We start from the raw sequence: 20,022 nt of genomic DNA, 5'->3' as shown, positions 1-20,022 counted from the left end.
AAGTTTATAGAAGAATAAAATAAATCCTAAAGGGACGGCCGATACGATGTCAGATATTGAAAAAGTAGTTATGCGTACCCGAACAATCGAAAAACTGCTGCGTACTCAATACCACGCAGAAGGGAAAGGGTTGCACCAACTGATTTCGAGTTGTGAAGAGCGTTTACCGCATGATGTTAAATCGAAACTGCGCTATATCGCCACAGTACGCAATAAAGTGGTTCATGAAGAAAATTATAAGTTGGATGATCGCAAAGGTTTCATGGCAGCCTGTGATGACTGCGAAAAAGAGCTAACACCAAGAAGCTCTCGTTTTATTTGGCGCGCGGCAGTTTTTTTAGTCATGCTGATTACGCTCGCTGCACTAGGTGTTTATTACGTACACTGGGAAACGCTATCCCAACACCTAAAGTAGGGTTTATCGAAAATAAAAAAAGGACGCTTTTGCGTCCTTTTTTTATTTTTAATCATGTGCTTAGTACATCATTGGCAGTGTCATTAAACCCACAACCACTGCAATCATTACCAGCCCTTGTTTTTGAGAAGACGAAATCATAACACTACTCCTAAATCTGATGAACTTGATGTAATTAATATAGCACTACTTTTGGGGGTTGATCAAGCTATCACTTTTAAACTTTTCAAAACCAACACTTAAAGAAAGCATTTTTACCAGTTTTTAACTAATTAAACAGTGTTTTTTGGATTGCTCTTTAATTATTCGTTTAGTGTTGAAATTGTTCTATTTTGTTTTAAGTTGTTGAATTTAATATGTAAGAAACATCTTACTTAATGTTTAATTATTGTTTATTGTTTCAACTCTATGCTTAGTGGCAAGTTTTGCGTGGGTTCGTCAAAAGTTTGTAAAAGTTCCAGTATGTGTTGCTCGGTATCCTGCTGGGGGATAAAAAACCAACAAAAGAGGCTGGATTAGAGAAGCAGTATTAAGAGCAAGATGAATTACTGGTATTGTGGGCAGTGAAAGCAGTTTTTGTTGAGGTAAATGAATTTAATTTGTTTTAATTCAATTGGTTGGGTTTTTGTTTGTGTATTTTGTATAGTAAATTTACATAGAATTACGCACTATTTTCCATTTTTCACTGTTGTTTATTCAAAGTTATTTCAATTATAGCGCTGTATATCTTCATTTTTGATTTTTATGTTGGTTATTTATCCATGCTGATTGGTATGTGGCCAAATTTGCTTAAGATGATAGAGTTATACTGAAATCACCTAGATAGGTTGGGCTTAGTAGCAAAAACATGGTTTGTCGGTGCTGAAATACTCAGGGAGCCTCTAGCTCTATGGTAATTCGGTTAGTGCTATGCTTTGATTCCTACCACTTAACTCATCTAATGGGCGCTGATTGCCACTGCTGTAGGTTCAAAACCTTTCTGCCTAATCAGAACGTCAATACGGATGATTGACCGTATTTACAGAATGCGGACAACACAAAATGATGGGAATCGCTAGCGAGATCCAACTTTCGTAGATTGTATCTTTACATAGATGCTGGTCTACCTAGACTAGCGGCGAGTTTAAGCAAAAGGTACGTGCGGCATGTGGAGTTGGCTGGCAATTGGGCTTTCAGGTATGTATTCGGTAATGGGATCGAAGCAAGGTAATCGGACGCAATTTCTCGTGTTCAAAATCTTTACCCTGTTACTTCTTCTGATTCTTGTTGCAACGCAAGACACGTTATCTGCCTACACCTATTGGATTACAGGTGGCTTACTGGTATCGATTCTCGCAGACACATTATCATCGCTTAAAGTGCATAGTATGATTTATTTTAGCGGGTATCTTATCGCTCAGGCTTGTTACAGCACCGCATTTTGGGTGCAGTTAAACATCGAAATAGTGTGGTGGCTGTTAGCGCTACTACTTGCAGCCAGTATTGTTGCGTTTTTTTTGTTGTTGCCGCTGCTCGATAATTTGGTCTTTCCGGTGGTGATCATGGGCATTATGCTGGTGCAGATGGCGGGTGCGGCTGGTGAGGTCTGGTTGCAAACGGCTAGTTATAGCAAAGCGATAGGGTTTTTAGGCACACTTGTCATGATCTATTCAGCGTTATCGTATGCGGTGTTAAGTTATCGTAAGCCCAAAAGATTTTCTCATTCTTGGGCCAATGGAAGTTATCTTTTAGCGCATGCTTTGATTGTCGCTTCTATCATTTACTAGCTCAAATCAAAGTAACTTTGAGGTGAATACGTATACTTATCGAATTCAAATTGAAGATTGGAGTTGATGATGAGTTCCGTTCATGCCCATAACCTATTAAACCTAGTTAATGAAACCCCAATGGATCGCGCAGAGCTGACTGCGCATTTTGGTGATAATGTGCGTTTCCACACCTGTAAACTGAATGACCTGGATTTAGAGTCTCTAATCATATTTCTACTTAAACGCGGCAAAATTCGTGAAGAAAATGGTAAGTTTGTCGCGAACATGGAACGTGTTTGTAACCACTGATTTGAAGCAAAAAAACAGTCAGTATGTTCGATGACATGAAACTAAAACAGCCGCTCGTTTGAGCGGCTGTTTTTTACATCATGTGCTTACGTCGAATATCGAGTAGAGCAAAGATACCGAAAATTAGAATGGAGTATTTTTCCCAACTGCTCATCTTTATTTTGTCACCAAATGCGCCAATAAAAATCGCCATCTGCAAGCCATGCATGATGAACAGGAAAGCCGCCATGATATAGAGCGCAATGGCCGCATTACCGGGAAACGGCATAAATATGTTGAGGATTAAGATGAACCAAACAAAGGCGATGGCCGCTTTGGCAAGGATGAGGAGAGTTTTCATTTTAGTATCCTTTTACATATTAGACTGAGGCGCGTTCGTAGAGACGGTAGGTGACCTGACCCGCTGTCTTTTCACGGTACAACTGCCAATGCTCCGGAAGCTGCGCAATGTTGAGTTCTTTCTCCGTCTCAATATAAATCATCGCATCGTCAGCAAGCCAGCCGTTTTGTTCCAGCAAGTTCACGGTTTCGTCCAATAACCCTTTGCGAAATGGAGGGTCAATAAAAACGACGTGATAAGGCGTGCCGGGCTGTTTCAAATAACTCAGTGCATCTGTATTGACGACGTCGATATTGGTCGCGTTTAACGACGTGACGTTTTTCTGTAATTGCTGAAACGCTTGAGGGTTAAGCTCCACCATGGTGACCCGCTCTGCTTGACGGGAAGCGGATTCAAAGCCCAATCCGCCTGAGCCAGCAAATAAATCTAGGCATTTTGCTTGCGGTATCTCTTGCGCAAGCCAGTTAAATAGGGTTTCTTTAACGCGATCTGTGGTAGGACGTAAGCCCTCTGCGTCATGGACAGGGAGTTTTCGACCTCTCCATAAGCCACTAATAATGCGAACAAAGCCCAATGTCGGCTTTTTTTGTGATGAGTTTTGCTGGCGACGTCTTACCATAGATTTTTTGACCGCTAATAAAGTGATACTATATCCAGTTGTCCAAGCATTGAGTGATCAATGAGCTTGGCATTTGGATACAACCCATAAATTCAAGATGACAGAGTGTAACACTATTGAGGTTAGAATCATCTAATTGGAAAGTTTTCACAACTTTGTCATTCACCTTTTTTAGACAGATAATAATCCTGTTAAAAAAGAGTCATTAATAGATATAAAGACAATCTAGGATAGCCCCAGATGACGGATAAAAAGAAGCGCGGATTACTTTCGTGGCTAGGTTTTGGTGACGAAGAGCAAAGCCCAAAACCAACCGATGAGGAAACAGCACAACAAGCGAAGCAAGCCGATACGGAAGAGCTGCCGCCAAGCGAAGACGCTGTTGAACAAAAAGAGCATAAGGCTCTTGAGCAAGAGCCTGAAAAAGTCGAGGCTGTCCTAGCAGAAGCAGAAGCAGAAGCAGAAGCAGAAGCAGAAGCAGAAGCAGAAGCAGAAGCAGAAGCAGAAGAATTAGAACAGCCTGTTGCCCCTCGTGTTCAAGAACAAGAAAAGCCAACCGAAAGCTTCTTTGCGCGTCTTAAGCGCAGTTTAAGTCGTACTAAAGCCAATATTGGCGCGGGCTTCTTCGGCCTATTCAGCGGTAAAAAAATTGATGATGACCTGTTTGAAGAGCTCGAAGAGCAATTACTGATTGCCGATGTTGGTATGGAGACCACGACCAAAATCATCACCAACTTAACTGAGAAGGCTTCTCGCGGCGATCTAAAAGACGGTGAAGCATTGTATGGACTGTTAAAAGAAGAGATGGCGGAAATTCTCGTTCAGGTTGAGCAGCCATTGGAAATCGATACCAGCAAAACACCCTATGTCATTTTAATGGTCGGGGTGAATGGCGTTGGCAAAACCACCACCATTGGTAAGTTGGCAAAACAGTTCCAAAACCAAGGTAAGAAAGTCATGCTGGCAGCGGGTGATACATTCCGCGCAGCTGCAGTTGAGCAATTGCAGGTCTGGGGTGATCGCAATAATGTCCCAGTGATTGCACAACACACTGGCGCAGACAGCGCTTCGGTCATTTATGATGCGATTGAAGCGGCAAAAGCGCGCGGTGTCGATGTCGTTATCGCAGATACTGCTGGTCGTTTACAAAATAAAGCCAACCTAATGGAAGAGTTGCGTAAGATCGTCCGCGTGATGAGAAAAATAGATGACTCTGCTCCGCACGAGATCATGTTAACTCTGGACGCAGGAACTGGACAAAATGCCATCAGCCAAGCGAAACTTTTCAGTGACGTTGCGCCGATTACGGGAATAACATTGACCAAGCTAGACGGCACGGCAAAAGGCGGTGTGATATTCGCGATTGCTGACCAATTTGGTATCCCAATTCGTTACATTGGTGTGGGTGAAGGCATTGAAGACTTGCGTCCTTTTGAAACTCAAGAGTTCATTGACGCTCTATTTAGTCGTGAAGAGTAATTTAAATTAGAGGAAATCTAGGGTGATCAAATTTCAGCAAGTCAGTAAAGCTTACCGAGGTGGTCGACAAGCTCTGCAAAAAGTCGACTTTCATCTCAGGCGCGGAGAAATGGCATTTTTAGGCGGACATTCCGGGGCTGGTAAAAGTACCTTGTTGAAGTTGATCTGTGCGATAGAGCGCCCAACAGATGGAAAAATCCATTTCAATGGTCATGACATCACGCGGATCCCAAATAAAGATATTCCATTTTTGCGTCGCAATATTGGCATTGTGTTTCAAGATCACCGCCTGCTAATGGACCGCAGTGTATACGACAATGTTGCGTTGCCGATGCGTATCGAATCGATTTCTGAAAATGAAATTAAACGTCGAGTGTCTGCTGCACTGGATAAAACTGGTTTGCTTGATAAAGCGCGTTGTTTGCCAAGTCAGTTGTCAGGTGGTGAGCAACAGCGAGTTGGAATCGCTCGGGCAGTCGTGAACCGACCTACGTTATTAGTCGCAGATGAGCCGACTGGTAATCTGGATCCAGATTTATCGAGTCGAGTATTGCGATTGTTTGAAGAGTTTAATCGAGCTGGAGTAAGTATTCTCCTTGCGACGCATGATCTCGGGTTAGTCAACACTCGCCCACAGTATCGTCATTTTGAATTGAATCAAGGCTTTCTTAGTGAGGTAGAAGACTATGGCAGGGCATAAACCCTCCCCAAAAAAAGGGAAAGGCCGTAGTGCCAAGCGTGCAAATACCGATGGTTTTTTTTCGATCCATTGGAAACAAGCGAAAGGCTCCTTTTCCGCACTGTGGCATCGTCCTCTGGGCAACATTCTGACTTTAGCTGTTGTCTCTATGGCGCTTGCCATGCCTGCTTGCTTGTACTTGTTGGGGAAAAATGTCGCAAATGCAGCCGAAGATGTCGCCTCACCGTCACAAGTGAGCGCGTATTTAGTCGAAGGTATGCCAGATGCACGTGTTATGGTGCTTAAAGATGAAATTGAGACTTGGCCGCTAGTCAAAGAGGTCGAATATATTTCACCTCAACAAGGAATTTCTGATTTAAGCCAATATGCAGGCTTCGATCAGGCGCTGAGTCTGTTGACTGGTTACGCATTGCCTGGAGTATTGGTGGTTATTCCGGATACGGAATTAAAAAGTGATGTGCAAAGTTTGGCTGCAGACCTGCGACGCCAGCAAGACGTCACGGATGTCAGGTTGGATGAAGACTGGTTAGCTCGTCTTGATGCGATTAAGACGCTGGCTGGTATTATTGTGATTACACTCACTGTGCTGATGCTAGGTGCAGTATTTTTAATTGTGGGCAATACGCTGCGTTTTAACGTATTAGCCAATAAAGAAGAAATTCAAACCATGAAGTTGATTGGTGCAACCGATGGCTTCATATTACGTCCATACTTATATACTGGCATGTGGTTCGGTGTTCTTGGTGCGACGATAGCTTGGTTATTAACAGCACTCGTTACCATTGTTATGAACAGTGCTGTAGAAGATTTGGCGGCACTTTATGACAGTCAGTTTCGCCTAATTGGGTTGAACTGGGACGAATCTCTGCTACTGATCATAACGGGTAGTTTATTGGGCTGTATCGCGGCACGTATTTCTGCACAGCGCCATTTAAAAGAAATTGAACCAGTTTAAGTGATTGTGGTCTTACTTTAGGGCCTATAGCCCATAGCATAGGACTTTATTCGTATAAGCTAATGCTTACCCCTTGTATAGACGCATTGTTTATGGATAATTATTAGCCCTTCTTGAAACTTGTTCATTTTAGGTTCAAGATACCGAAGCTAAATTGCAATGTAATACTCCAGATCAGAGATTGATGAGGAATTGAATGACAAAAGAAGCGTATCCGATGGCTCTCGTCACGCAAGATAGTCTTGATAGCTATATTCGTTCTGTGAACAGCTACCCAATGCTGACTGTAGACGAAGAGCGTGATTTGGCTGAACGATTACACTACAAAGGTGAAATTGAGGCAGCAAAAGGGTTGATCTTGTCGCACCTAAGGTTCGTTGTTCATGTTGCACGTGGCTACTCAGGTTACGGACTGCCAATGGCAGATCTTGTACAAGAGGGCAATATAGGTCTGATGAAAGCTGTTAAGCGTTTTAATCCTGAAGTCGGGGTGCGTTTGGTGTCTTTCGCGGTTCACTGGATCAAAGCAGAGATTCACGAATACGTATTGCGTAACTGGCGTATTGTGAAAATTGCAACGACCAAAGCACAACGTAAATTGTTCTTTAACCTACGTAAGTCTAAAAAACGTTTGGGTTGGTTCAATAACGGGGAAGTAGAGACGGTTGCTCGTGAGCTTGGCGTTGAACCTTCGGAGGTTCGTGAGATGGAATCACGCCTTGCGGCTATCGACTCGACATTCGATATGCCAACTGATGACGACGACAACGCAAACAATTACACGGCACCAATGCTGTATTTGGAAGACAAGTCGTCTGACGTGGCTGAAAATGTTGAAGCAGCAAACTGGGAGACACATACCAACAACCGTTTGGGTCTCGCACTAGCAAGTTTAGATGACCGTAGTCAACGTATCGTTCGCTCTCGCTGGTTGGATGATGAGAAAGCAACGTTACAAGATTTGGCGGATGAGTTTGGTGTGTCTGCAGAGCGTATTCGTCAGCTAGAGAAGAACGCGATGAAGAAGCTTAAACTTGCGGTTGGTGAGTTTTAACGCTTCGCTCTTATTTTAAGAAAGTTTTTCATAGAAAGCCGAGATCATGTGATCTCGGCTTTTTTATTTGGATCGAAACCTAAATAGAATTGCGATCTGAATTTTATATGCTACCTGTGTATAAGTCTGTGTGTTAATTATTTATCAGCTGTTCGAAAGCGTGTCTTAATAAGGCTTTTAGGCAGATTCTTCTATGGGGATAGTTATAAATATACACACAACTAGATCAGGATCATTACTACATGTTGTGGATCAAAAGACCTGAAAATACTTTATCACCGCAATTCACAGTTTTATCCACAGTTGATGGCAAAACGTACGCCATTTAAAACCCTGATAATCCTTGTGTCTAAGTTTGGCGTTGGATAGGTTACAATGACATCAACATGCACAAGTGACTTCGATGAATGAAAAAATGAGTCATTGCTTCTGCGCTTGAGGAGGTCATTTGTGTGTATTCATAACAACAAAATGAGAAAGTAAATGGACCAGTTTCAGCATATTGATGTACAAGGTGCGCAAGCACTGCTTGAAAACGGTGAGGCAACGCTTGTCGATATCCGTGATCCCCAATCGTTTGCCGTTGCGCATGCCGATTCCGCATTTCACCTAACGAATGATTCTATCGTCTCTTTTATGGAAGATGTGGAATTTGAACAAGCGATCCTAGTGATGTGCTATCACGGCATTAGCAGTCAAGGAGCGGCCCAATATTTAGTTAACCAAGGCTTCGAACGGGTGTACAGTGTGGACGGTGGCTTTGAAGCCTGGCAACGAGCAGAACTACCGATAGTGAGAAGTTAATGAAGAAATTGGTAACGTTAAATAACCCACGAATGGCGCAAGCCTTTATTGATTATATGGCCTCTCGTCAGATAGAGATCCAACTGATGCCAGAAGGTCAGGGGCAGTTTGCACTATGGTTGACGGATAGTCAGCATGAAGTTGAAGCGGAAGCTGAGCTGAAGCTTTTCTTGGCAAATCCTGCGGACTCAAAATACAGTGCTGCCTCGTGGAGCGTTGCCGATACTCGTACAAGTCGATTCCATTATGCTAGCCCAAGTATAATGAGTATGGTCAAAGCTAAAGCTGGTCCTGTAACGTTACTGATCATGACGATAAGCATCGCTATTTACTTGCTACTGATGTTTGGCTTTGGCCGCGGTGTATTTGAATTACTGCACTTTCCTGCATTTGAAGGCCAACAGTGGCAATTATGGCGCTGGGTGAGTCATGCCGTTCTTCATTTCTCGATAACTCATATCATATTTAATTTATTGTGGTGGTGGCAGTTCGGTGGTGACATCGAGCGTCGTCTTGGCGCTAAGAAGTTACTGCAGCTGTTTGTTGTCTCTGCAGCTCTGTCTGGTGCCGGGCAGTTTCACGTTGAAGGGGCAAACTTTGGTGGGTTGTCAGGTGTTGTTTATGCGTTACTTGGCTACTTGTGGATACTTGGTTATCGCCTGCCACATTTAGGGCTAACGGTGCCAAAATCGATTGTCGTATTTATGTTGGTTTGGTTAGTACTTGGTTTTGTCCAGCCTTTTATGGCGATCGCCAATACGGCGCATTTAGTGGGATTGCTTACAGGTATGGCGATTGCGCTGTTTGATTCTGGAAAACAGAAATATCAGCAGAAAGCGTAGCCACTAAACGTACGCCCCGATGATCGGTGTCCAATAATTGGAGCGTAAATAGACAGATGGTTTTGTATCTGGCGTGATTTGTGGCCATTACTGATAGAGGTATTTAGTAAACAACAGATCTGAAATGATGGTTTTACCAGTTTCTGGTAGTAGAGCATCGTTGAGTTGTTTTACTAGGCTTTTACGTAACTCTTCTCGACCAGAGAGTGATTTAATTGTCTCTTCTGTTTGTTTTCCCAACATTTCGACCACGGCATCTCGAATTAAGGGTTGATGGTGCTCAACAATGGTCAAGTCTTGCTGGCTCATTACCATGATATCGATGCGCACTTGTACATAACCGAGCTTTTTACCTTTAGTATAAAAGTTAGTCGTTAAGTCCGGTTCAAGCGTGAAGTACGCCAGCTTTGGTTCCGTTTGTTGTTCCTCTGCCGCCCAAGTCGATGCTGATGCCAACAAGGTAAGTGCAAAGAATACTGGGGTTACATAACGTTTATACATATTTCTGGCTTTTCTTTCTCTGGATCGCGATATTCGAATCGCTTCAGTCTTGATACAATAGAGCGACTAAAACACATAACGGTACTTACGCTTTCAACAAGACGATAAGTTGTCGCTTTATTGTACGTGTAAAGCTTCCAATTGAATACTAGTATGAATCAGCCAACATCACGCTATTTCGCTTCTTTGTTAGAAGTTAAATGGTTTAAGCCCGAACAATTTGAATTTCCGAGCGAATCAGCCAAGCATTGGCTAGAGGAACAAGGATCTTTGTCGCGCCGTTTACAACAGCACTGCCAAGAGCTCACTGTGGAGCTCTTACAAAATCAGATTGTCACTGCCAGGACACTTAAACAAGATGAAAGTCAGCTATTGTCTGAACAGGATTGCTTGTTAAGAGAGGTCATATTACGTGGTGATAGTGAGGAGTGGGTGATCGGACGCACGCTGATCCCATGCACGACTTTGGTGGATCAGCCCTATGACTTAGCTCAGCAAGGTGACATTCCTTTGGGATTAACGGTATTCAGTGCGAATAATGTAGAACGAGACTCACTTGAAATTGGCTGGGTGGTGTTACCACAAGGTCGATTGTTAGCAAGGCGGTCAAGATTATGGATGAATCATAAACCGATGTTAGTCGCAGAGTTATTTTTATCTAATGCTCCTATTTACGTGAAGGAGACGGTGTAAATGTCTGCTGATAAAGTGAAAGCCTATTGGCAACTGATGAGAATGGATCGCCCGATAGGCTCACTGCTACTGATGTGGCCAACCATTTGGGCTCTGGTTATTTCGGCTCAGGGTATGCCGAATTGGAATGTCCTAGTTGTGTTTGTTTTAGGGGTTTTTTTAATGCGTAGCGCGGGTTGCGTGATCAATGACTTTGCCGATCGCAAGGTCGACGGTCATGTAAAGCGCACCAAACAGCGCCCTCTGCCATCTGGTAAAGTCACGGCGAAAGAGGCGATAGGACTGTTTGTTGTTTTGGCCATGAGCTCATTTTTATTAGTGCTTACCATGAATCCGCTTACCGTACAGCTGTCATTTGCTGGTATTGTTCTGGCCTTTATCTACCCTTTTATGAAGCGCTATACCCATATTCCTCAGTTGTTTTTAGGTCTTGCTTTTAGTTGGGCTATTCCTATGGCGTGGGCGGCGCAGACCGGGGAGTTGCCTCTCATTGTATGGTTTGTATTTTTAATCAACGCGTTATGGACAGTCGCTTACGATACTCAGTATGCGATGGTGGATCGCGATGATGACTTAAAAATAGGCATTAAGTCGACGGCCATTCTATTTGGTCGCCACGACAAGCTGATTATTGGCATTTTGCAACTGGTGACCCTAGCGATGCTGGTTGGGTTGGGGCAGTTTTATCAGTTAGGGCAGAGTTACTACTGGATGATTCTTCTTGCGGCATCTTTGTTTGTGTATCAACAACACTTGATTCGTCATCGAGAGCGCGACCTATGTTTTAAAGCTTTCCTCAATAATAACTATGTGGGAATGATCATTGCTGTCGGTCTATTAATCGCATTTTGGTAAACTGCGTTATAAGAGTAAAAATAAAAAGGCATCCATATGAGGATGCCTTTTCTGTATGAGTCATTGACTCAGTCTTTCTCTTGCAACTGGTAAATACTTGCCTCGATGGTCAGCTTCACTTCTGGATAGAGTAAGGAATAGAGCAAGCTAGCGAAGTACTGTGTTTTTTGACCATCACAGTTGCCATCGTTGTCTAAGTACGCTTGCTGTTTCAACGTATTGAACATCGAACTGAACACGGCTTTGTCGAAGAACTCTGGCGCATTAATACCGTGTAAACGGCCTAGGCGCTGAGCGATGTCTTGGCTTTTCTGTTCCAGATCGGACTTGCCCAGTTCAGGGTAAGCAACTAAAAGGTTCATTGTAATCGCGTAGCGTTGTAATGTTTCGCTGATGGTTCTACCTAGCAAGACAAGTGGCAGGATATTTGATTGATTGATCTCCATTCTGTTGCCTTCCAGACAAATCATTTTCTGATCTGCGAACTCGTGAAGCGTTTTTACAACCAGCGCATTCAAGTCGTCAACTTGATAGCTTAAGAAAAGCTCTTTTTGTAAAAACGGATAAGCCAATGCAACGTGTTCCTGGACGTCTTCCACCGAGAGGTTTCGCTGGCGTACAATCATTTGGGCAATCAAAGACGGTATCGCAAACAGATGGATTATATTATTGCGGTAATAAGTCATTAGAATCGACTGACTACGGTCTAAAGAAATAATATCGCCCATGCTATCGGTTTCGGTAACAAACTTGTCAAGTGACAGCGCGTGCTCAACGAGCTCTTCCGCACTTTCGTTCGGAATAGTAGAGGTGCTTGAGTACGGGTTGTTCTTAAGTAGTTTTAAATAGCATTCGATTTGCTGAATCAAAGAGTCACGAGATAGAGCCCGTTGACGAGATGAAAGGAGTGCGGTTGCACATAAAGTGAGAGCGTTCGCTGCTGCTGCATCGTTAATGTGCGTCATCATCTTATCCGCAAGCTGGTTAACCACAGGATTCATCCATTGTGGTTTATTGCTGCCCATCGGGTTGATGTCTTTGGTCCATTCTGGCGCGTTTTCGTTAAGATACTGATTGAGCTGAATCGGCTCACCAAAGTTCACGTAGCCCAAGCCAAAGTTGCGTAGTTTACGCAACGTGCGCAGTACCAGCCCTGCATTTTCTTTTTCTTTACGTTTACCGCGCAGTTCTTTAGCGTAAGTACTTACTTCCATGACGTGTTCATACCCAATGTAAACGGGCACTAACGTTACTGGCCGGTTAAGGCCGCGCAGCATCGCTTGAATGGTCATGGCGAGCATGCCAGTTTTCGCGGGCAGTAAACGACCTGTGCGCGAACGCCCCCCTTCACTAAAATATTCAACCGAATAACCTTTAGCAAACAACTCTGCCAAGTATTCACGGAATATGGTTGAGTACAGTTTGTTGCCTTTAAAGCTACGGCGAATAAAGAAGGCTCCCCCGCGACGGAAAATTGGTCCTGCAGGGAAAAAGTTCAGATTTATCCCTGCGGCAATATGCGGAGGCACCATGCCTTCATTATATAAAACGTAGGAAAGCAGTAAGTAATCCATGTGGCTGCGATGGCAAGGCACGTAAACAATTTCGTGACCATCTTGTGCCAAGCGACGTACCGTTGATGCATTATTGATGTGCAAACCTTGGTAGAGCTTGTTCCACAACCAGCCAAGTACACGGTCGCCGTTTTTGACTAGGCTGTAAGAAAAATCAGCCGCGATTTCATCCATGATGTCATGGGCTTCTTTACGTGCTTTATCGATGGAAATGTTTTTGCTTTTTGCTGTATCTGCGATGGCGAGTTCAATTGCGGGTGATTTTAGTAGGCGTGCAAATAAAACTTGTCGCTGTGGCAAGTTTGGTCCCGATGCCGCTAGTTTTTGACGCGAAAAATGGATACGAGCGACACGAGCAAGTTTGTGCGCGATTGCATTGTCTGTACCATGAGAATCGGCCATATAGCGCAGTGACACCACGGGGCTAAAACGCACCAAACAATCACGACCAGCCAGCATGACAGCTTTGGCTTTTTTTGGACCGTTCATCGGTTGTAGGTAGGGTTTGTGATGCTCTTCTTTACCTGGTTTGCGCCCCCAGAGTACGGTCGCTGGCAGCATTTGTACATCAAGTTCTTTGTCAGTGTTATGCTGTTCTAATAACTCACTAAACAGAGAAATAGATTCACTGGGTATGTGGTTGTCATTGCCAACGACGGTGGGGCGTGCGGCAATGAATACGAATCGGTTTAATGTTTTGCCATTGATTTCCAGTGGGCTGAGCGGGTCCGGCAGGCCAAGGCTCATGGCTTGTTTTTGCAGTGTCAGCAAATCCACGTTCGAACGAAATGGTAAGGCATATACAATCGGTTTCGTTGGATCGATGTCGAGATCATCAATCGGTTTGGATGGGATTGCGGTGCTCTTTACCAATACCGATAGCGGTAGTTTTAGTAATGAACGTGAAAATGATTGTCCAGAAGACATAAAGTTCACAGCCTCGTAGATATTCAAACAAGCCTAACCTTATTTCAGTGTCCGGAAGGCTCATCTTCTCAGAGCCAAAATAAGCACGGCAGTAGAAATAAGCCTAGGCGATAAAATTTAAGCGCGGCAAGGATACCAGAAACTGGTCAAACCTTTTAATTTTATTGAACATCAATAAGGCGCAATCTTAAATTGTGGATTGAGTGTTCGGTTGCATTTGTTCCTTGGTTAGTGGCATGAGACGACTGTTTTAAGCAATTTTGTCATTTGATGAGTGCAGACTTTCACTACTCAAAGCAAATAAACTAAAAAACAATCAATTGGGTTTTCATTTGACCATTTACTGGATATACTCACAGTTAACTGTATAAAAAGACAGGTGAGACATGAAGCCGTTAACGCCACGCCAACAACAAGTTTTCGATTTGATTAAAAGTAAAATCGATGACACCGGAATGCCACCCACTCGTGCAGAGATTGCGCGTGAGCTTGGCTTCCGCTCTGCAAATGCTGCAGAGGAACACCTAAAAGCGCTTGCGCGTAAGCAAGCAATTGAGATTATTCCAGGTGCATCTCGAGGGATTCGAATTCTGCTCGAAGACGCTGCCAATGACGATGAAGGCTTACCTCTGATCGGTCAGGTTGCTGCAGGTGAACCCATTTTAGCGCAAGAACATGTAGAAGCGCATTACCAAGTCGACCCGGGAATGTTTAAACCACAAGCTGATTTTCTTCTCCGTGTAAATGGTGAAAGTATGAAAGATATCGGCATTATGGATGGTGACTTACTGGCGGTGCACAAGACTCAAGATGTGCGTGATGGTCAAGTGGTTGTTGCTCGCGTAGATGATGATGTGACAGTGAAGCGTTTAGAGCGTAAAGGCTCCACAGTATTGTTGCATGCTGAGAACGAAGAGTTTGCCCCAATCCAAGTCGATTTAACTTCTCAACACTTAACGATTGAAGGCTTAGCGGTAGGTATTATCCGCAATACCGATTGGATGTAATGTAAGTCAGCCATAATAGCCCAATTTTTCTGGGCTATTATGTATTCACTTTCTGATGGCTTTTGATTTTTACGCACTCATTCTCTACTGGTATTTCGCTCAAATCTTGTCACTTCCTTTCTCTTGATAATGCAATTGATATTTATTATCATTAAGTATTGTCATGACTTATTATTGGCGCAGGAAGTGCCCATGTCTCAACCTAAGCATCAAGTCCCCAATCATCTATTGAAACCATTATTGCTGCGTAGCCGTGAAAGCATGATCGATGATGGCTTAGTGTATGACCCGATCGCAGCGAAAGCCTGTTTAAGTTGTAAAATGGCGCCAGACTGCCTCAGCGGCGATGTGGCGCAAAAGCAGCTGTTACACGTCACTTTGACTCAACTGTGTGATGCTCGAGTTACGCATTTTTTACAGCAGTATCCAGATGCTTGGGTGATCAACGTTGGTGCGGGCCTAGATACTCGGTTTTATCGGTTAGATAACGGACGTTGTCATTGGATTGAGCTGGACGTGACGGAAAATCTGGTGTGGCGTCAAAGGCTTTTTCATAACAATGAACGCTACCAACACCGTATTGGCAGTGTGGAAGAAATGTCATGGCTTGAATCAATAGATATTCCAGACAATGCACCAGTATTGGTGGTATGCGAAATGGCGTTGCTGGATTGTCCTAAACAGCTTATTGCGAGGTTTATTCAAACCTTAGGGCATCATTTTGTTTCCGCGGAAGCGTGCATGGTTCTCGCTGGCGATCGGACTGGGAGTAAGTGGGGACAAAAGCTTGGTTCTGATCATTATGCTCATGGGCTGGAAGCACCGAGTGAACAAGTACTTAAGTGGTTACCTTGGGCGCAGTGGGTACATGTGTTTTCACCATTCGACCGATTTTGTTCGCGTTGGAAAATATGGCAGCGTTGGTTGAACAAAATTCCGATGTTGAAGTATCGTCTCACTCCAATATTGGTGCATTTAAAATGGTGATTGTTTAATTATTCATCCCTCAGGTACACTCGCTATCTAATCAATATGAGGTGCCTGTGACAAATTCCATTTTCTCTCCTTTATCTAATCCTTTGGTACACCGTCAGGTGTTAGCACTGGCTATCCCTATGGTGCTATCAAATATTACCGTCCCGTTGCTTGGATTAGTTGATGCGGCGGTGATTGGTCATCTCGAACATGCTTGGTACTTAGGCGGTGTTGCTTTAGGCAGTACTATGATCAGTGTGACTTTCTGGTTGCTGGGTTTTTTACGCATGTCCACAACAGGGCTGGCTGCCCAGTCATATGGACGTGACGATGGTAAACAATTGGCGTTAGTGTTCATGCAAGGCACATTGATGGCACTGCTTTTTGCACTGTTGTTTTTGATTGCTCATAATCCGATTGCTGATGTGATTTTTACCTGGAGTGATGCCAGCCCTGAAGTAAAACATTACGGCATGCAGTATTTTTCTGTGCGAGTCTGGAGTGCGCCTGCGGCGCTCTTGAACTTTGTATTATTAGGTTGGTTGTTGGGAACGCAGAATTCCAAAGCACCGATGTGGATGGTGATCATCACTAACCTCATTAATATCGCGCTTGATGTCTTATTTGTGATGGGCTTGGGCTGGAAGGTCGAAGGGGCGGCATTGGCGTCCGTGATCGCAGACTATTCGGGCATGGGGTTTGGCTTGGTTTGTGTGTGGAAAACATGGCAGGAAAAGCAGTTACCATCACCGAAAACGTTACTCGTGGAAACCCAGAATGGGTTGGGGCGCTTTGTTAAACTCAACCGAGATATTTTCTTACGCTCATTGTGCCTGCAAGCTGCCTTTAGCTTTATGACCTTTCAGGGCGCGAGTTTTGGCGATGATGTCGTTGCCGCCAATGCGGTGTTGATGAGCTTTCTGATGATCATTTCTTACGGGATGGATGGTTTTGCCTATGCGATGGAAGCGATGGTTGGTAAAGCCATTGGTGCCAAAGATAGGCAACAGTTGAGCGCCTCGCTGGTGGGCACTTTCTTCTGGAGTTTCATTATTTGTTTGGGACTGACGGTGGTATTTAGTTTGGCCGGATCGCAGTTGATCGCCATGATCACCTCGATAGTTCAAGTTCAACAGCAAGCTGAAGAGTATTTACCTTGGTTGGTCGCAATGCCCCTCGTTTCTATGTGGTGTTTTTTGTTAGATGGGGTATTTGTGGGAGCGACTAAGGGAAAAGATATGCGCAACAGCATGTTTGTCGCGACCAGTGTCTTTTTTGTGGTTTTCTATTTGTTTTCTGGTTGGGAAAACCACGCACTTTGGTTGGCGATGACCAGCTTTATGCTAATGCGTGGTATCGGGTTAGGTTTGATCTTTATTTATCAGTGGCGCAAGGACACGTTTCTGGCTTAACTTTCGAGATAAAACAACAGCAGACTCAACGTCTGCTGTTGTTTATGTGCTGGTTGTCTTTCAGATTAAAACAAGCGGTTCAAGCCGTTTAAAGCGGCGACACGATAAGCTTCTGCCATGGTAGGGTAGTTAAACGTGGTATTGACGAAATATTCAATCGTGTTCGCTTCGCCTTTTTGCTCCATGATTGCTTGACCGATGTGAATGATTTCTGCTGCTCGCTCACCGAAACAATGAATGCCAAGGATTGCTTTGGTTTCACGGTGGAACAGGATTTTCAAACTGCCGATATCTTTACCCGCTATCTGTGCTCTTGCCAAATGTTTGAACGAAGAGCGCCCAACTTCATAAGGCACTTTCGCCGCGGTGAGCTCTTGCTCTGTCTTCCCCACCGAGCTTATTTCTGGGATGGTGTAAATACCCGTTGGAATATCATCGATGAGGTAATTTTCCGCCTGACCTTTGGTAATGGCTTGAGCGACAAAGCGTCCTTGGTCGTATGCAGCGCTTGCTAGGCTAGGGTAGCCAATCACATCTCCAACAGCATAGATGTGCTCCGCATCAGTTTGGTAGTTGCGGTTTACCTTTAATTGTCCACGAGAGTCCGATTCTAGGCCTACAGCCCCTAGGTTGAGTTTGTCTGTGTTGCCAGTCCGTCCGTTTGCATATAGTAGACAGTCAGCACGCATTTTCTTGCCAGACTGTAAGTGAATGATCACTCCATCTTCTGTACCTTCAATTTTCTCGTAAGTCTCATCATTACGAATGACGACGCCGCTGTTCCAGAAATGGTATGACAGAGCATCAGAAACTTCGTTATCTAAGAAAGACAGCAAGCGATCTCGGGTGTTAATCAAATCGGTTTTGACCCCTAGACCACGGAAGATCGAGGCGTATTCACAACCAATCACGCCCGCACCATAAATGATGATATGACGAGGGTCATGTTTCAGGCTTAGGATAGAGTCGCTGTCGTAAATGCGTTCGTGTAAGAAGTCCACATCGTTAGGTTGGTAGGGACGAGATCCTGTTGCAATCACAAACTTGTCTGCGGAATAAACTTCTTCCGTGCCGTCTTTTTGCATTACGGCAATAGAGTAATTGTCGATAAAGCGGGCCGTACCAAAAAGTAGCGTGCATTGATTGCGGTCGTAGAAACCTTGACGCAGGCGCGTTTGCTTGTCGGTGACGGACTTTGCATGACCTAGAATGTCAGAAAATGTCGCATGCAGGCTGGTGTTATTACCACAAAAAAGAGGGTTGCTATTGAACTCAATAATGCGACTAACAGCATGGCGAAGTGCTTTGGATGGTATGGTTCCCCAGTGGGTGCATCCACCACCGACGCTGCTTTCCTTTTCAACGATGGCGACGTTCAGTCCCGCTTTAGTTAATCCCATTGCCGCCCCTTCTCCGCCAGGGCCACTACCAATTACGATCACGTCATAGTGATTAACATCCGCCATGATGCCTTCCTTGTTATAAATACTTAACATTGCTTTAGCGCAATGTTAACTCATTAATGGAAGTGGGAACATGCTGCAGCAGTGAGAGAGTGGATGTGATCACGTAGAATTCTTTGAAAGAACTAATTGCGACGTTGAATGTCTATAAATTGATGTGATTCGATTGCAATCAGAGGCATGCCAGTAGTAACGTTATGTAGGTCTGTCGACGAATAACGTCGCTTTATATGCGGTGAGGATATGCGTTATATTTAGGCCTTCTCACTTAATAGAATCAATGAGCAGTTTAAGAATGAAGTCGATGGGAATCCGCGCACAGCAAAAAGAAAAAACACGTCGATCATTAATTGATGCGGCCTTTAACCAACTTAGTGCGGATCGCAGTTTCTCTAACCTCAGTTTACGCGAGGTTGCCCGAGAAGCGGGTATTGCTCCTACTTCTTTTTATCGCCACTTCAAAGATATGGATGAGCTAGGCCTGACCATGGTTGATGAAGGTGGGTTGTTGCTGAGACAGTTGATGCGGCAAGCGCGTCAACGTATAGTCAAAGAAGGCAGTGTGATACGCACTTCGGTTGAAACCTTTATGGAGTTCATTGAGAGTAGCCCTAACGTTTTTCGCCTATTACTGCGTGAGCGTTCTGGTACCTCTTCTGAATTTCGTACCGCAGTTGCTCGAGAGATACAACATTTTGCAGCAGAATTAACCGAATATTTGATGAGTACCGGAACAACCAAAGAAGAGGCGTTTACTCAAGCAGAAGCGTCGGTGACTTTGGTTTTTAGTTCGGGAGCTGAAGCTTTAGATTTAGATCGACGTGAGCGCGATGAACTTGCCGAGCGATTGATCATGCAGTTGCGAATGATAGCCAAAGGTGCTTTTTGGTATCGCAAAGAACGTGAACGTAACCGATTGAAGGGCGGAATAGAGTAATGACGAATGGAAATAAATCTGAAAAGAAAACGCTGATTTTAGCTGTGGTTGCCGGTGTTTGTGGTGATGCTTTATTGTCATGGTTGACCATGAGTGAAGTGTCGTTCTCCATTTTTCCACTGATTGCGCTTGTGCTAGCAGTACAGGCGCTTTACCAAGAATATTTGAACAATCCAGTATCAGAGGACATCCCTTTGGTTGGCTTGGCATGTTTCTTTGTTGGGGCGTTCGGCCACTCCGCTTTTGTTAAGGCGCAGTACCCAGAAGCAGGCTCCAACTTCTTTGCCATATTAGTCTCGATGGTTTTGCTTGCATGGATTGGTAAGAAGCTTGGCTTTATGGAGAAGAAAGCTTCTCCAGAAGCAGAGTAAATTCAGCATGATGTAAAAAGCGAGCTAAATACAGCTCGCTTT

General features: G+C 44.2%; 21 protein-coding genes. 16 read left to right on the top strand and 5 right to left on the bottom strand.

The annotated features are described in order from the left end of the window. Nucleotides 1-46 precede the first annotated feature (46 nt). The 3 genes from ONE56_RS13035 (at nt 47) to ONE56_RS13025 (ending at nt 2,472) form a co-directional block, all read left to right on the top strand. The gene (locus ONE56_RS13035; RefSeq protein ID WP_041155278.1) at nt 47-415 is read left to right on the top strand and encodes a DUF4145 domain-containing protein; all 369 of its coding nucleotides are present in this window, start codon (nt 47-49) and stop codon (nt 413-415) included. A gap of 1,145 nt (nt 416-1,560) precedes the next feature. Next, on the top strand, nt 1,561-2,181 hold the full coding sequence (locus ONE56_RS13030; protein WP_423839981.1) for a lysoplasmalogenase: 621 nt from the start codon (nt 1,561-1,563) through the stop codon (nt 2,179-2,181). A 69-nt stretch (nt 2,182-2,250) separates the two neighbouring features. Next, nucleotides 2,251-2,472 carry a YecH family metal-binding protein gene (locus ONE56_RS13025; protein WP_423839980.1) on the top strand — a complete coding sequence of 74 codons (222 nt, stop codon included), beginning with the start codon at nt 2,251-2,253 and terminating at the stop codon, nt 2,470-2,472. A gap of 73 nt (nt 2,473-2,545) precedes the next feature. Here the strand turns inward: ONE56_RS13025 and ONE56_RS13020 are convergent, their stop codons facing one another. Next, nucleotides 2,546-2,812, bottom strand: coding sequence for a DUF1145 domain-containing protein (locus tag ONE56_RS13020; protein WP_041155280.1), 267 nt, complete (start codon nt 2,810-2,812; stop codon nt 2,546-2,548). Between the two features lie 19 nt (nt 2,813-2,831). After that, on the bottom strand, nt 2,832-3,431 hold the full coding sequence (rsmD, locus tag ONE56_RS13015) for a 16S rRNA (guanine(966)-N(2))-methyltransferase RsmD (protein ID WP_423839979.1): 600 nt from the start codon (nt 3,429-3,431) through the stop codon (nt 2,832-2,834). Nucleotides 3,432-3,671: 240 nt separating this feature from the next. On the opposite strand from rsmD, the gene ftsY reads away from it, so the two are divergent. From ftsY to glpG, 6 genes are all read left to right on the top strand, one after another. Then, the gene (gene ftsY / locus ONE56_RS13010) at nt 3,672-4,910 is read left to right on the top strand and encodes a signal recognition particle-docking protein FtsY (RefSeq protein ID WP_423839978.1); all 1,239 of its coding nucleotides are present in this window, start codon (nt 3,672-3,674) and stop codon (nt 4,908-4,910) included. Nucleotides 4,911-4,932: 22 nt separating this feature from the next. Next, nucleotides 4,933-5,610 carry a cell division ATP-binding protein FtsE gene (gene ftsE / locus ONE56_RS13005; protein WP_041155283.1) on the top strand — a complete coding sequence of 226 codons (678 nt, stop codon included), beginning with the start codon at nt 4,933-4,935 and terminating at the stop codon, nt 5,608-5,610. Next, entirely contained in the window at nt 5,597-6,565 is a 969-nt protein-coding gene (gene ftsX / locus ONE56_RS13000) for a permease-like cell division protein FtsX (protein ID WP_423839977.1), read from the top strand. The genes ftsE and ftsX overlap by 14 nt, the downstream gene beginning before the upstream one ends. A gap of 196 nt (nt 6,566-6,761) precedes the next feature. Beyond that, nucleotides 6,762-7,619 (top strand): RNA polymerase sigma factor RpoH, encoded by an 858-nt coding sequence (gene rpoH / locus ONE56_RS12995; RefSeq protein ID WP_041155285.1) that lies wholly within the window; start codon nt 6,762-6,764, stop codon nt 7,617-7,619. Between the two features lie 483 nt (nt 7,620-8,102). Continuing rightward, nucleotides 8,103-8,423, top strand: a complete 321-nt coding sequence (gene glpE, locus ONE56_RS12990) for a thiosulfate sulfurtransferase GlpE (protein ID WP_041155286.1) — start codon at nt 8,103-8,105, stop codon at nt 8,421-8,423. Beyond that, on the top strand, nt 8,423-9,265 hold the full coding sequence (glpG, locus tag ONE56_RS12985; RefSeq protein WP_331439219.1) for a rhomboid family intramembrane serine protease GlpG: 843 nt from the start codon (nt 8,423-8,425) through the stop codon (nt 9,263-9,265). Before glpE ends, glpG begins: the two co-directional genes overlap by 1 nt. An 87-nt stretch (nt 9,266-9,352) precedes the next feature. On the opposite strand, the gene ONE56_RS12980 is transcribed toward glpG, so the two are convergent. Further along, the gene (locus tag ONE56_RS12980; protein ID WP_041155287.1) at nt 9,353-9,766 is read right to left on the bottom strand and encodes a flagellar basal body-associated protein FliL; all 414 of its coding nucleotides are present in this window, start codon (nt 9,764-9,766) and stop codon (nt 9,353-9,355) included. Nucleotides 9,767-9,919: 153 nt separating this feature from the next. On the opposite strand from ONE56_RS12980, the gene ONE56_RS12975 reads away from it, so the two are divergent. Both ONE56_RS12975 and ubiA read left to right on the top strand, forming a co-directional pair. Next, nucleotides 9,920-10,459: a chorismate lyase gene (locus tag ONE56_RS12975; protein WP_423839976.1), complete on the top strand. Its 540-nt coding sequence runs from the start codon at nt 9,920-9,922 to the stop codon at nt 10,457-10,459. After that, nucleotides 10,460-11,314: a 4-hydroxybenzoate octaprenyltransferase gene (gene ubiA / locus ONE56_RS12970; protein ID WP_331439221.1), complete on the top strand. Its 855-nt coding sequence runs from the start codon at nt 10,460-10,462 to the stop codon at nt 11,312-11,314. Nucleotides 11,315-11,382: 68 nt separating this feature from the next. Here ubiA and plsB read toward each other — a convergent pair whose 3' ends face one another. After that, nucleotides 11,383-13,815, bottom strand: a complete 2,433-nt coding sequence (plsB, locus tag ONE56_RS12965; RefSeq protein ID WP_041155299.1) for a glycerol-3-phosphate 1-O-acyltransferase PlsB — start codon at nt 13,813-13,815, stop codon at nt 11,383-11,385. Nucleotides 13,816-14,201: 386 nt separating this feature from the next. On the opposite strand from plsB, the gene lexA reads away from it, so the two are divergent. The 3 genes from lexA (at nt 14,202) to dinF (ending at nt 17,209) form a co-directional block, all read left to right on the top strand. Next, nucleotides 14,202-14,822, top strand: coding sequence for a transcriptional repressor LexA (gene lexA, locus ONE56_RS12960; protein WP_423839975.1), 621 nt, complete (start codon nt 14,202-14,204; stop codon nt 14,820-14,822). 192 nt (nt 14,823-15,014) lie between these two features. Then, nucleotides 15,015-15,809: a class I SAM-dependent methyltransferase gene (locus ONE56_RS12955; RefSeq protein ID WP_415679542.1), complete on the top strand. Its 795-nt coding sequence runs from the start codon at nt 15,015-15,017 to the stop codon at nt 15,807-15,809. Nucleotides 15,810-15,865: 56 nt separating this feature from the next. Then, complete coding sequence (gene dinF / locus ONE56_RS12950) at nt 15,866-17,209, top strand: MATE family efflux transporter DinF (protein WP_423839974.1); 1,344 nt, start codon at nt 15,866-15,868, stop codon at nt 17,207-17,209. A gap of 65 nt (nt 17,210-17,274) precedes the next feature. On the opposite strand, the gene sthA is transcribed toward dinF, so the two are convergent. Beyond that, nucleotides 17,275-18,705, bottom strand: a complete 1,431-nt coding sequence (gene sthA / locus ONE56_RS12945) for a Si-specific NAD(P)(+) transhydrogenase (RefSeq protein ID WP_084735744.1) — start codon at nt 18,703-18,705, stop codon at nt 17,275-17,277. Between the two features lie 262 nt (nt 18,706-18,967). On the opposite strand from sthA, the gene fabR reads away from it, so the two are divergent. Beyond that, the gene (gene fabR / locus ONE56_RS12940) at nt 18,968-19,609 is read left to right on the top strand and encodes an HTH-type transcriptional repressor FabR (RefSeq protein WP_041155291.1); all 642 of its coding nucleotides are present in this window, start codon (nt 18,968-18,970) and stop codon (nt 19,607-19,609) included. After that, a complete protein-coding gene (locus ONE56_RS12935; protein ID WP_041155292.1) occupies nt 19,609-19,980 on the top strand; it encodes a YijD family membrane protein in 372 nt (123 codons plus the stop codon). Before fabR ends, ONE56_RS12935 begins: the two co-directional genes overlap by 1 nt. Nucleotides 19,981-20,022 lie beyond the last annotated feature (42 nt).

The organism is Vibrio mytili (genome assembly GCF_049563345.1).
GTDB lineage: Bacteria > Pseudomonadota > Gammaproteobacteria > Enterobacterales > Vibrionaceae > Vibrio > Vibrio mytili.
Note: the sequence above shows the minus strand (reverse complement) of the source record. Positions and strands in the feature narration are given on the sequence as shown.